Here is a 12,611-nt window from a genome sequence, read left to right as displayed (position 1 = left end):
CGGTCAGCCGTGCACGGAGGCGGTCGCGGCGTCCCGCTCCGCCGGCAGGTGCCGGGCGGCGAGGCTCTCACCCCATCGCCTGGCACGGTCCAGCTCGCCCTCGGCCGGCGGGCCCTGAACGGCGGTGACGGCGAAGCTCCGCGCCGGGGCGACGGACCTGACGCCGAGCCGCCGCAGCGATCTGGTCAGCGCGTGGGCGGCCGCGCCGGGCAGGCGGGGCCTGCCCACGCGGGTGTCGAAGGCGGCCGAGCCGAGCGTGGCCGGCGGCGGGCCGAGCGCGGCCAGCCATTCCCGCACGCCCCCGCCCCGCGGGACGGGCGCGCGGCTCATCGGGGAGGCGTGCGTCGGCGCGCCCACCACGAGGAGCGTGACGTCCTCCCCCAGGCGGGCGGGTGTGGAGGCGGCCTCGCGCGCCTCCGCCGGCATCCGGGTGGCCAGGCCCTCCGCCACCGCTTCGGCGATCAGCCGCGTGCTGCCGTACCGGGACTCGTAGAGCACGAGCGCGACGGGGCTCATGGGCGCGGCCGGACCACGGCGACCGGGCACGGCGCGTGGTGGAGCACGCCGTGGCTGACCGAGCCGAGCAGCGCCGAGGCGAAGCCGCCTCGCCCGCGCGAGCCCACCACGACCAGGTCGGCCGACTCGGCCGCCTCGACGAGGGCGGAGATCGGGTGGATGCGCGACTGCTCGTCGGTGATGACGAGGCCGGGGTTGGCCAGCCGCCAGGGCGTCACGCGCTCGCGCGCCATGCGCATCTCGTCCTCCATCGCCTCCTCGATCAGGCCGGTGTACGCCACGGCGTGCGAGGAGAAGAACGGCGGCATCTGCCAGGACGTGACCACGTGCAGCTGGGCCTGGCGGGCGCGCGCCTGCTGGACGGCGTACTCCATGGCGGCGTGCGAGTGCTCCGAGCCGTCGTAGCCGACCACGACCCTGCCGTGCTCGACCACGCGCGGGGCGCGGACGACGACGACCGGCCCGGCGGCGTGCCCGGCCACGGCGACGCTAACCGAGCCGACCAGCAGCCGGGTGAACCCGCCGAGCCCGCGGCTGCCGAGCACCAGGCTGTCGGCCGTCGCGGATTCGCCGATGAGCCGGTCGGCCGCGTGCCCGGGCAGCGACTCGGTGGTCACCTCGACGTCGCGGGTCAGCGCGAGCGCCCGGTCGGCGGCGATCTCCAGCGTCTCTCCGGCGTCCGTCTCGTGCCCGCACACGTGCACGATCCGCAGGTCCAGCCCGCGCCGCTGGGCGTCGGCCGCCGCCCATTCCACCGCCGCGGCCGCCGGCGCGGACCCGTCCACGCCCACCACGATCCGATCGGCCATCTCACGTCTCCTCACTGCCTGCCGGCTCTCGCCGCCAGCCTCGCCCCGGCGGCCCGCACGGCACAGGAGGAGGAAGTCCCGGAAGGTCCGGCCATTGGTCCCGAGCGGGTCACTCCCGGCATACCCCGCCCGGCGGAGACAGGCGCGGCCCTGCCGCGGTGACGTGTCCGATCGTCCGGAGGAACGGAGGTGGCCGACGGCGGAAGATTATAAGAAATATTCTCGCCGTCTCCCGCCCTGACTGCCGATCCGACACGGCGGTCCGGACGAGTCTTTTCCCGGTAAGTCACCGTCCGAAATCATTCTCCTCCGGCGAAACCCGGCGCCGGACCACCCTTCCACATGCGCTTTCTCGCCATCCCGCCCCGATGTCGATGTTGAGCCGGGCAAAAGCCGGAAGAGTGACCCTTGACTCATGTCTCCGCATGTACTTATGTAGCCAAAGGAAAGCGGGCGGCAAGGTACTGGAGGCACATCGGGGGAAATACCAGCGATCTTCCTTTGCATGATCGCGCCACACGGCGACGGGTGGAGCCGGGGGGCTCCGGAATTGCTCCCATGACGCAGGGAACCCATTTCGCCGGAAACACTTCTCTTTTGCGCGGCGGCGGCGCGAGCCTGCCGTTACTCAGTTTTCACCGCGCATTATCCGATCTCGGGCCCACGCATGCCCGAAAACACCACCTCACAAGGGAAGTCAGACGGTTGAGCATGGAAAACACCGCAACAGCAGCAGCGGACCGGCAGTCCGAGAAGAAGATCATCTTCAGCGCGTCGCCCTGGGAACCGCAGATGGGATACTCCCGCGGCGTCCGCATCGGAAACCAGGTGTTCATCGCGGGAACCGTCGCCGCCGACGGGGAGGGAAACGCGGTCGGCCACGACGCGTTCGCCCAGACGGAATTCATCATCGAGAAAATTCAGACTTCGCTGCGCCGCCTCGGCGCGGAGCTCGAGGACGTCGTGAGCACCACCACGCACCTCACCGACTTCGCCCATTTCGACGATTATGCCCGGGCGTTCCAGAAGTACTTCGGGCACATCACGCCGGTGAACACCACGGTGGCCGTCGCCCTGGTGAAGCCGGAGTTCCTCGTCGAAATCACCGCGACCGCGATACTACCGGGCACCGCGGAATCATGATGACCGGAAAAGAGGGAAGCGCGACGATGCGCCTGGTGGAAATACATCCGGCACGACGCGGCATCGGCGGGACCGGGCGCCTGCCGTACTCGAAGCCGCACATGCAGCGCGCCATTCTGCTCAGCCTGCTGACCAACGCGCCGAGCATCATCGTGAACCCGGCGTGGAGCTCGGAGGCGGAGAAGCTGTTCACGGCGGCCCGGCAGTTCGGCCTCGACGTGCTGCACGACGAGGCGAGCAAGCTGATCGTGTCGGGTGTCGGCCGGTCGCTGCGGGCGGGCCGGGCGCCGGTGCCCGTGGCGGGCTCGGCCTTCAACTTCCGTACGCTCGCCGCGCTGGCCTGCCTGTCCAGCCACGAGACCGTCATCGAGGGCGACACCTCGATGTTCGCCCGCCCGGTGCGCGAGCACATGGGGTTCATCGGCGACCTCGGCGGCCGGTTCGAGGACGTCAGCGACTCCCGGCGGCTGCGCGTGCGCATCCACGGCAGCCGCCGGCTCGGCGGCCGGACCACCGTCGACACGCGGCACAGCTCGCAGGTGCTGACGGCGGTGCTGCTGGTCGCGCCGCTGGCCCGCCGCGCGATCCGGGTGGACTGCACCGACGACCCGGTCGGGCAGGGGTACGTGGACCTGACCCTGCAGATGATGCGGGAGCAGGGCGCGGTCGTGGAGCAGGACGGGCGGTCGTTCACGATCACCCCGTCGGCCTACCAATCGCGCATCCACCGGGTGGCCTCCGACTTCACCGCCCTGTCCTACCTGGCCGGCGCGGTGGCCACGGCCGACCACGGCGAGATCGCCGTAGCCGGCTACCAGCGCTCCTCGCTCAGCTCGGAGGCCGAGTTCTTCGAGGTGCTGGAGGCGCTGGGCGTGCGTGCCGAGCACGACAGGGTGAGCGGCGAGCTGCGGCTGCGGCGCACCTCGCCCGGCTCGGCCTCGATAGAGATCGACGGCGGCAACATCCCGACCGTCGTCCCCACCCTCGCGGCGATCGCGCCGTTCGTCGAGGCCAAGGTGACGCTGCGCAACGCGGCTCAGGTCAACAACCACAAGTGCCCGCGCATCTCGGTGATGATCGGGGAGCTGCGCCGGATGGGCTGCGCGATCGAGCCCACGTACGGCGCCGACGGCGAGGTGGACGGGTTCGCCACCGCCGGGCGGCAGGCGCCGGCCGGCGGCGTCACCGTCGACAGCCACGGCGACCACCGCATCTTCCTGAGCCTGGCCACCGCCGCGCTCGGCGCGCGGCGGCCGACGTCCATCGAGGGAGTGCAGCACCTGCACGCGAGCTTCCCCGACTACCTGGAGGTCATGGAGGGCCTGGGCGTGCGCGTCGTCACCGGCCACACGCGGGTGCAGGTCGCCAACTAGCTCCAGCAGAACCGCCAGATCACCCCGGGCGGCCGGCCGCACCCAGGCGCCGGCCGCCGGGCTCACGACGGATCCGTCGAAGACGAGTTGAGAAGGACCATGGATTTCCTCCAGTACAAGCAGCTTCATGTCCACCCGGCCAAGGTGCTCAAGGGCGAAGTCGTCCCGCCGGCCTCCAAGAGCTATTCGGCCAGGGCCGTGCTCGCCGCGTCCCTCGCCCCCGGCACGAGCCTCATCGACAACGTCGCCTCCAGTAACAACGTCAAGGCGATGATGGAGTGCTGCCAGGAGCTCGGCGCGCGCCTGACGCACGTCGAGCCCGGCCGACTCCAGGTGGAGGGCCCCGGCAGGTTCCACGACGGCGTGACCCTCTCCCCCGGCAACTCCGGCATCGTGCTGCGCCTGCTCATGGGCGCCGCCGCGCGCAACCGCGGCATCACGTTCATGACGCCGTACCTCGACTCCCTCGGCCGCCGGGCCAACCAGGAGATGGTCGACGCGCTGCGGGCGCTCGGCGTCGTGGTCGAGGCGGGCGAGGAGGGCACCCTGCCGATCACGCTCGACGGCTCGGCCGCGCACGGCGGCGAGGTGGAGATCTCCGGCCGGCGCAGCTCCCAGTTCCTCAGCGGCCTGCTCTTCCTCGGCGGGCTCCTCGACGACGCCCTGTCGGTGCGCGTCCCGGACGAGCTCAAGGCCAAGGCGATGGTGCGGACCACGCTGACGGTGCTCGGCTCGGCCGGGGTCGAGGTCGCCGCGAGCGAGGACATGATGAGCTACCGGGTGCCGGCCGCCACCGCCTACCAGCCGGCGCACTACGTCTGCGGCAGCGACCCGGCCAGCACCGCGGCGCTGCTCGCCGTGGCCGCCTGCGTCGACTCGACGGTGGAGCTGCGGCACCACCGGCTCGAGGAGCTCGACGGGGTGCTGGCCTACCTGCGCGACATCGGCGTCAGCGTCACCGAGGAGGACTCGACGCTGCGCGTGCAGGGCGGCGGCGAGCTGCGGCCGCTGGACTTCGACGGCTCGCTGGCGCCGGACGCCGTGCTGCCGCTGGCCGCGCTGGCCGCCCACGCCGACGGCACGAGCCGCTTCTACAACATCGAGCACATCCGCTACAAGGAGTGCGACCGCATCAGCGACTTCCGCCGGGAGCTGGAGCGGGCGGGCATCGCCTGCGACGAGAAGCGGGACGAGCTGATCGTGCACGGCTCGCCGGCCGGCGTGCCCGGCGGCGTCACCGTGGACAGCCACTACGACCACGCCGTGGTCATGGCGATGAGCGTGGTCGCGCTGCGCAGCCGTACCGGGCTGACGATCAAGGACCCGCAGTACGTGGCGCAGACGTACCCCCGGTTCTTCGATGACCTGCAGCGCCTCGGCGCGACGGTCGACGCGTAACGGAGGAGGAGATCACCTTGTGCGGAATCGCAGCGATCATCGACCCCCGGGTCGTCGCCGAGGACGCCCATCGGCTGGCGGCGCGCGACCGTGAGCTCATCGCGATGCTGGCGAAGATCTGGCACCGCGGCGACCCGGAGTGCTTCGCCGAGCGGCGCTCGGAGGTGGGCGCCGCCCTCGGCGCCAACCGGCTGGCCATCGTGGACCGCGAGCACGCCCAGCAGCCCCAGTCCGACCAGCACGGCCGGATCTGGGTCGCCTACAACGGCGAGCTGTACGGCTTCCAGGACGTGCGGCGCGAGCTGGAGCGGCTCGGGCACCGCTTCAGGACCACCTCGGACACCGAGGTGATCGCGCAGGCCTACGCCGAGTGGGGCCCGGACATGCTCGGCAGGTTCAACGGCATGTTCGCGTTCGTGGTCTTCGACAGCGAACGGCGCACGTTCCTGGCGGCCCGCGACCACGTCGGCATGAAGCCGCTCTACTACGTGGTGTCGGACGGCGTGTACCGGTTCGCCTCCGAGCAGAAGTGCCTGCTCGGGGTGCCCGGGGAGATCCGGACGCTGCCGCCGGGCAGCTACCTCACCGAGCGGGGGGTCACGCGCTACCACCAGCTCGACGACACGCCGTGCGACCTGCCCGAGCGGGACATGGTGGCGCGCTACCGGGAGCTGTTCGACGACGCGGTCAGGCGGCAGGTCGACACCGACCTGCCGGTCGCGGTGACCTTCAGCGGCGGGATCGACAGCGCGGCCGTGCTGGCCAGCGCCCGCCTGCACCACCCGGCGGTCACGGCGCTGACGATCGGGTTCGAGGGGGCCGCCGACATCGAGGTCGCCCGGCGCTACTGCCAGGAGCACGACATCCCGCACGTGGTGGCGCACCTCAACCGGGACGCGCTGGTCGACATCATCCCCGACATCGTCTACGGCGCGGAGTTCTTCGAGGCCATCGACGTCATGGACACCTGCGTCGGCTACTTCGCCTTCGAGCTGGCCAAGCGGCACGGCTTCAAGCTCGCCCTGTGCGGTGAGGGCAGCGACGAGGTCATGGCCGGGTACGACCTGTTCCGGCACCACCACGACCCGGTGGACCTGATGCGCTACCGGGTGGCGAACCTGCACCGTACGGACCTGCAGCGGGTCGACCGGTCGAGCATGATGAACTCGGTCGAGACCCGGGTGCCGTTCATGGACCGCCACCTGCTGGAGTTCGCCTACAGCGTGCCGATGGAGATGAAGCTGCGCGGCGGCGTGGACAAGTGGCTGCTGCGCGAGGCCTTCAAGGACCGGCTGCCGGCGTACATCACGAACCGCCCCAAGATCCGCATGCCGGACGGCAGCGGCATGAAGAACACGCTCGTGGAGTACGCGCGTGCCCAGGACGTCGAGGACGACACGCTCGCCAAGAGCATCGGCATCGACTCGCGCGAGGGCGCCTACTTCCTCGAACGGTATCTGGAGGCCGGGTTCCCGATGCCCGCGGAGCGGTTCAAGCGGGCCGGCTACGACTACTCCCCCAACGGCTACTTCGAGTTCGTGTCCTGACGGGCTCCTGTCACCAGCGTTCGTGTCACAACAAGGAGGTCATGGGATGACGGGACACCGCCGGACGATAGCGGTCGTCGACCCGGTGGCGAGCGGGGCGTCGTACGGGGAGGCCGGCAAGGCCCTCGGCCTGTCCGTGATCGCCGTGCTGAGCCAGGAGTACACCGCCTCGTACGTCGTGCAGACCTTCCAGCCCGACGACTACGACGAGATCCACGAGCACCGCTCGATCGGGGAGACGGTGGCGTTCCTGGCCTCCCGCCAGGTCGCCGCCGTCATCCCCGGCACCCAGGTCGCGCTCGACATCACCGATCTGCTCGCCGGCGAGCTCGGCCTGATCGGCAACCCGGTCGAGAGCCTGGCGGCCCGGGTGAACAAGCGCGCGATGAAGGAGCGCTGGAACGCGCACGGGCTGCCGTGCGCGGCCTTCCACGAGTCCGACCGGGTGGAGTCCGTGGTGGAGTGGGCCGAGCGCCAGGGGTATCCCGTGGTGCTCAAGCCGAACGCCTCCACCGGCGCGTCGAACGTCTTCGTCTGCACCGACGAGCGGGAGGTCGCCAAGGCGTTCGCGGCGATCACGAGCCTGCCCGACCTGTACGACCGGCGCTTCGGCTCGGTGCTGGCCGAGGAGTACCTGGACGGCGACGAGTACTTCATGAACCTGCTGCACAACGGCGGCCGGGGCCAGCTGGTCTCGGCCGCCAAGTACGACAAGCTGCAGCGGGAAGGGCGCCCCAGCGTCTACCGGAACTTCCGGTCGCTGCCCCTGGACGATCCCGGGGTGCTGGAGGCGCTGCCGTACATCCAGGATCTCAACACGGCGGTCGACGTGCGTTACGGGATCAACGACACCGAGTACAAGCTCACCTCGCGGGGGCCGCGCGCCCTGGAGATCAACAACCGGCTGCCGGGCGCGGGCACCCCGCTGATGGCCGAGAAGTGCACCGGCCGCAGCTGGTACCGCGACAACATCCAGATCTTCCTGGGCGAGTACGACAACGCCGAGCCGCACGTCTTCCACCGGCACTACAACATGTGCTGCCTGATCAACGACCGCGCCGGCCGGGTGAGCGGGTTCGAGGGGCTGGAGGAGGTCAGCCGGCTGGAGTCGTACGACGGCGTGCGGCTGATCGCCGAGGAGGGCGGCTACTGGCCGGTCACGGTGGACCTGGGGTCGGCGTGGGGGCTGGTGCGGCTGGTCCACGAGGACCGGGCGCAGCTCGAACGCGACGCCGAGGCGGTGCACGAGCTGGTGCGCCTGAAGGTCGAGTAGGGGACCGCGCCGGCGGTCCGGCAGCACGGATCTGTTCAAGCACCACGAAAGGATGCGCGTGAAGGAGCTGGGCGAGCGTTCGGAGCTGTCCGTACGGTCCGTCGGGATCGGATTCGCTGTCGGCTTCGTCATGACGGCGGCCATCACCTACCTGGCGCTGTACTCGGGGCTGGCCATCTCGGCGGCCATCCCCGCGGCGCTGATCTGCACCGGGCTGATCCGCGTCCGGGCGAAACGGGCGACCGTGCTGGAGAACAACCTGGCGCAGACCATCGCCTCCTCCGGCGAGGCGCTGGCGGTGGGCGTCGCCTTCACCCTGCCCGCGCTGGTGCTCGCCGGGGTCAGGCAGGACCTGGACTACTGGGAGGTCAGCCTCGCGGCGGCGCTGGGCGGCCTGCTCGGGGTCCTGTTCATGATCCCGCTGCGCCGCTCGCTCACGGTGGAGTCGCCCGAGCTGACCTATCCGGAGAGCGTGGCCGCCGCCAAGATCGCCGAGGCCGGGGAGGACGGGCGGGGCACCCTGCTGCCGGCGGGGCTCGCGGTGCTGGCCGGCGCCGTGTTCAAGGTCCTGTCCAGCGTCGTCCAGGTGATCTCGGGCACGGTCGAGGGCGCCGTCGCGATCGGCGGCAGGGTGTTCTACGGCGGCATGGACATCTCGCTGGCGCTGGTCGGCGTCGGTCTCATCGTCAAGCTGCGCTTCACGGTGATGATCGTGGCCGGGGGCGTGCTGTCCTGGCTGGTCGCCATCCCGCTCCTGGCGGACGTGCCGGCCGCGGGCGGGTCGCTGGTGACGCTCGCCTGGGACACCTGGGCCTCCGACATCCGCTACCTGGGCATCGGCGCGATGATCGTCGGCGGCTGCTGGTCGATCGTCCAGGCCCGGACGTCGATCGCCCGGGGCGCCAGGACCGCGTTCGCCGGGCTGCGCCCCGGCCGGCGGGCGGCCACCGAGCGGACCGACACCGACCTGGGCATGCGCTGGGTCGTCGGCGGCGTCGCGCTGGCCGGGCTCGGCATCTTCGCCTTCGTGTGGTCCATGGTCGGCTCGGTCGCGCTGGCGGCGCTGTCGGCCGTGGTCGCCGTCGTCCTGGTGTTCTTCTTCTCGGCGGTGTCCGGCTACGTGGTCGGTTTCGTCGGCAACTCCAACAACCCGATCTCGGGGCTGGCGATCTGCGGGTTCCTGGCCGCGTCCCTGATCTTCACGCTGCTGCGGGCCGGCGCCGACTCGCGCGTGGTGCTGTGCGTGCTGCTCATCGCGGTGTTCGTCTGCACCGCCACGGCGACGGCGGGCGACACCGCGCAGCACGTCAAGACCGGCGCGATCCTCGGCGGCACGCCGCGCCGGGTGCAGCTCGCGCAGCTGTTCGGCGTCGGGGTGTTCGCCTTCGTCGTCGCCCCCATCGTGGTCCTGCTGCTGGCCGGCTACGGCATCGGCGGGGAGGGCAGCGACACGCTCAAGGCGCCCCAGGCGGTGATCTTCGCCAACCTCGCCGACGCGGTCTTCACCCGGGGCTCAGTCCCGATGGGGATGCTGTGGACCGGCGCGGGGATCGGCGTCGCGCTGATCGTCCTGGACCAGGTGCTGCGCCGCGTCACCGGCGGGGCCGTCATCTACGTGATGCCGATCGCGATCGGCATCTACCTGCCACTCAGCCTGTCACTGCCGCTGCTCGTCGGCGGGCTGCTGGCCCACGCGCTCGAACGGGCCGGCCGCCGGTCGGGCGAGCCCGGCGCCGAGGACGTCGCCCACGACCGGGCGGTGCTGGTCTGCTCGGGGCTCATCACCGGCGAGGCCCTGGTCGGGCTCTCCGCCGCGCTGCCCAGGTCGATGGGCTGGGATCTGCCGATCCGGGTGCTGGACAACCCCTTCGTCTCGCTCGCCGCGCTCGGCCTCGTGCTGGCCGCCCTGTTCTGGTACGCCAACGCCGCCAGGAACAGGAACGCGGCCCACTCCGATCGGAGCAGCCCATGACCACGAACGAGACCCGGGCGGCGAACGTCATCGACGACGCCCCCATGACGCCTTTCCACCGCAGGCTGGCCCTGTTCTGCTCCGGCGGGCCGTTACTCGACGGCCTCGCGCTCGGCGTCATCGGGCTCGCGCTGCCTCCGATGACCGCCGAATGGCGGCTCGACGAGCTGTGGCAGGGCGCGCTGGCCGCCTCCGCGCTGCTCGGCCTGTTCGCCGGCGGGTTCGTCTTCGGGTACGTCACCGACCTCGTGGGCCGCAAGCTCATGTACACCCTGGACATCGCGGCCATCGCGATCTTCTCCGGGGCGCAGTTCTTCGTCACCGGGCCCGAGCAGCTGCTCGTGCTGCGCCTGCTGCTCGGGGTCGCCATCGGCGCCGACTACCCCATCGCCACCTCGCTGCTGGCCGAGTTCGCCCCGCGCCGGTCGCGGGCCACGCTCATCGGCCTGCAGACGGTCATGTGGTCGGCGGGCAACGCGCTGGCGTACCTGCTCGGCCTGTGGGTGATGGGGTTCGGGCCGGACGCGTGGCGGTGGCTGCTCATGTCGCCGGCGCTGGTGGCGGCGGTGCTGTTCGTGCTGCGCATCGGGACGCCCGAGTCCCCGCGCTGGCTGATCACCAAGGGCCGCGGCGGCGAGGCGCTGGCCGTCACCCGCCGCGTCTACGGGGAGTCGGCCGATCTCGACGGCGTCGGCGAGCGGCGGGCGCCCACCCGGTTCCGCACCGTCTTCCAGGGCGTGTACCTGCGCCGCACCGTGTTCGTGGCGCTGTTCTGGACGTGCTCGGTGACGCCGCTGTACGCGATCTACGCCTTCGCGCCGCAGATCCTCCAGGCGCTGCGCATCAGCGACGACCGCGCCTCCAGCGTCGCCGTCGGGGGGCTGCTGCTGCTGGGCTGCGTGGTGGCGACCCTGGTCGCCGACCGGATGAGGCGCAGGACGCTGCTCATCTGGCCGATGGCGGTGGCCTCGGGCTGCCTGGTGCTGCTCGGCGTGCTCGCGCAGGCGCCGCCGCCCGTCATCCTGCTGCTCGCCGGCGTCTACGCGCTGGCCATCGGCGGCCCCACGATCCTGCAGTGGATCTACCCCAACGAGATCTTCCCGACCGAGATCCGGGCGACCGCGTTCGGGATCGGGGTGGCGGCCAGCCGCATCGGCGCCGTACTGGGCACGTTCGTGGTGCCGTCGCTGCTCGACGGGGCGGGGATCTCGCTGACGATGGTGCTGCTGGGGGCGTTCTGCGGCGTGGGGGTGGTGGCGTCGGCGTTCCTGGCGCCCGAGACGTACGGCCGCCCGCTCAACGAGGCCGCCACCTGAGACGGCCACCTGATACGGGCCGCCGGGGGCGGGCCGCCGCCGCGGAAATAGGCTCGTCGTCATGGCCGACCACATTCTCGTCCTCAACACGGGCTCCTCCTCGATCAAGTACGAGCTCGTCGACCCGCACACGCGCGAGCGCGCCGCCAAGGGGCTCGTCGAGCGCATCGGGGAGGAGCGGGGCCGGCTGACCCACCGTCACGGGGACGCGCCGCCGTACGTCGTGGAGCGGCGCTTCCGCGACCACGCCGAGGGGCTGGCGGCGATGATGGCGGCGTTCGCCGAGGCGGGCCCGGAGCCGGCGCCGGTCGCGGTCGGGCACCGGGTGGTGCACGGCGGCACCCGGTTCACCTCGGCCGTGCTCATCGACGAGGAGGTCATCGCCGCCGTCGAGGAGCTCGCCCCGCTCGCGCCCCTGCACAACCCGATCAACCTGACCGGCATCCGGCTCGCCCGCGAGGTGTTCCCCGAGGTGCCGCAGGTGGCGGTGTTCGACACCGCCTTCCACGGCACGCTGCCGCCCGAGGCGTACACCTACGCGGTGCCGGGCGAGTGGCGCGAGCGGTTCGGCGTGCGCCGGTTCGGCTTCCACGGCACGTCCTGCGCCTACGTGTCGCGGCGCGCCGCCGCCGTGCTGGGCCGCGACCTCGCCGAGCTCGGCCTGATCGTGCTGCACCTGGGCAACGGCGCCAGCGCCACCGCGATCTCCGGCGGCGTCAGCGTCGGCACGTCCATGGGGATGACGCCGCTGGAGGGGCTCGTCATGGGCACCCGCTCCGGCGACGTCGACCCGGCCCTGGCCGGCTACCTGTCGCGGGCGGCCGGGCTGGACGCCGAGCGGGTCGAGCGCGCGCTCACCCACGAGGGCGGCCTGCTGGCGCTGGCCGGGTCCGGCGACATGCGCGAGGTGCGCGCCCGCGACGACGACGCGGCCCGGCTGGCGCTGGACGTCTACACCCGGCGCATCCGCACGTACGTCGGCGCCTACTACGCGCTGCTCGGCCGCGTGGACGCGATCGTGTTCACCGGCGGGATCGGCGAGCACGACGCCGCCACCCGCGCCGAATCGCTGGCGGGGCTCGACCGGCTCGGCGTGACCGTGGACGCCGCGCTCAACGAGGCGGCGCGGGAGGGCGAGCGCGCGGTGTCGCCGCCGGGCGCCGAGGTGGCCGTCCTGGTCGTCCCCACCGACGAGGAGTGGGAGATCGCCTCCCAGACCCTCGCGCTGGTGCGGCCGTCCGACCCGGCGACCACCGCGTGAGCT

10 protein-coding genes are annotated in these 12,611 nt (G+C 71.8%); 8 read left to right on the top strand and 2 right to left on the bottom strand.

The window, feature by feature from the left end; all coding sequences use genetic code 11:
* Positions 1-3: 3 nt before the first annotated feature.
* Both AB0J53_RS27450 and AB0J53_RS27445 read right to left on the bottom strand, forming a co-directional pair.
* A complete protein-coding gene (locus AB0J53_RS27450) occupies positions 4-516 on the bottom strand; it encodes a flavodoxin (protein ID WP_364177406.1) in 513 nt (170 codons plus the stop codon).
* Entirely contained in the window at positions 513-1,325 is an 813-nt protein-coding gene (locus AB0J53_RS27445) for a universal stress protein (protein ID WP_357593637.1), read from the bottom strand. The genes AB0J53_RS27450 and AB0J53_RS27445 overlap by 4 nt, the downstream gene beginning before the upstream one ends.
* A 558-nt stretch (positions 1,326-1,883) precedes the next feature.
* On the opposite strand from AB0J53_RS27445, the gene AB0J53_RS27440 reads away from it, so the two are divergent.
* From AB0J53_RS27440 to AB0J53_RS27405, 8 genes are all read left to right on the top strand, one after another.
* Entirely contained in the window at positions 1,884-2,468 is a 585-nt protein-coding gene (locus AB0J53_RS27440; protein WP_364177402.1) for a RidA family protein, read from the top strand.
* Positions 2,465-3,841: a hypothetical protein gene (locus AB0J53_RS27435; RefSeq protein WP_364177399.1), complete on the top strand. Its 1,377-nt coding sequence runs from the start codon at positions 2,465-2,467 to the stop codon at positions 3,839-3,841. Before AB0J53_RS27440 ends, AB0J53_RS27435 begins: the two co-directional genes overlap by 4 nt.
* A gap of 99 nt (positions 3,842-3,940) precedes the next feature.
* Positions 3,941-5,239, top strand: a complete 1,299-nt coding sequence (gene aroA, locus AB0J53_RS27430; protein ID WP_364177397.1) for a 3-phosphoshikimate 1-carboxyvinyltransferase — start codon at positions 3,941-3,943, stop codon at positions 5,237-5,239.
* A 17-nt stretch (positions 5,240-5,256) separates the two neighbouring features.
* On the top strand, positions 5,257-6,786 hold the full coding sequence (gene asnB, locus AB0J53_RS27425) for an asparagine synthase (glutamine-hydrolyzing) (RefSeq protein ID WP_364177394.1): 1,530 nt from the start codon (positions 5,257-5,259) through the stop codon (positions 6,784-6,786).
* A 46-nt stretch (positions 6,787-6,832) separates the two neighbouring features.
* A complete protein-coding gene (locus AB0J53_RS27420; RefSeq protein ID WP_364177391.1) occupies positions 6,833-8,059 on the top strand; it encodes an ATP-grasp domain-containing protein in 1,227 nt (408 codons plus the stop codon).
* A 52-nt stretch (positions 8,060-8,111) separates the two neighbouring features.
* Positions 8,112-10,031: an oligopeptide transporter, OPT family gene (locus AB0J53_RS27415; protein WP_364177388.1), complete on the top strand. Its 1,920-nt coding sequence runs from the start codon at positions 8,112-8,114 to the stop codon at positions 10,029-10,031.
* Positions 10,028-11,347, top strand: coding sequence for an MFS transporter (locus tag AB0J53_RS27410; protein ID WP_357593629.1), 1,320 nt, complete (start codon positions 10,028-10,030; stop codon positions 11,345-11,347). The genes AB0J53_RS27415 and AB0J53_RS27410 overlap by 4 nt, the downstream gene beginning before the upstream one ends.
* 61 nt (positions 11,348-11,408) lie before the next feature.
* Entirely contained in the window at positions 11,409-12,608 is a 1,200-nt protein-coding gene (locus AB0J53_RS27405; RefSeq protein WP_364177385.1) for an acetate kinase, read from the top strand.
* Positions 12,609-12,611 lie beyond the last annotated feature (3 nt).

It is taken from the genome of Nonomuraea sp. NPDC049725, from assembly GCF_040674795.1.
GTDB classification, from domain to species: domain Bacteria; phylum Actinomycetota; class Actinomycetes; order Streptosporangiales; family Streptosporangiaceae; genus Nonomuraea; species Nonomuraea ceibae.
The sequence above is the reverse complement of the archived record's forward strand: the minus strand, read 5'-3'. Positions and strand labels throughout refer to the sequence as shown.

Coding starts and splice junctions, on each gene's coding strand:
- AB0J53_RS27450 (WP_364177406.1), bottom strand. CDS start 516: ATGAGCCCCGTCGCGCTCGTGCTCTACGAGTCCCGGTACGGCAGCACG.
- AB0J53_RS27445 (WP_357593637.1), bottom strand. CDS start 1,325: ATGGCCGATCGGATCGTGGTGGGCGTGGACGGGTCCGCGCCGGCGGCC.
- AB0J53_RS27440 (WP_364177402.1), top strand. CDS start 1,884: ATGACGCAGGGAACCCATTTCGCCGGAAACACTTCTCTTTTGCGCGGC.
- AB0J53_RS27435 (WP_364177399.1), top strand. CDS start 2,465: ATGATGACCGGAAAAGAGGGAAGCGCGACGATGCGCCTGGTGGAAATA.
- aroA (WP_364177397.1), top strand. CDS start 3,941: ATGGATTTCCTCCAGTACAAGCAGCTTCATGTCCACCCGGCCAAGGTG.
- AB0J53_RS27420 (WP_364177391.1), top strand. CDS start 6,833: ATGACGGGACACCGCCGGACGATAGCGGTCGTCGACCCGGTGGCGAGC.
- AB0J53_RS27415 (WP_364177388.1), top strand. CDS start 8,112: ATGCGCGTGAAGGAGCTGGGCGAGCGTTCGGAGCTGTCCGTACGGTCC.
- AB0J53_RS27410 (WP_357593629.1), top strand. CDS start 10,028: ATGACCACGAACGAGACCCGGGCGGCGAACGTCATCGACGACGCCCCC.
- AB0J53_RS27405 (WP_364177385.1), top strand. CDS start 11,409: ATGGCCGACCACATTCTCGTCCTCAACACGGGCTCCTCCTCGATCAAG.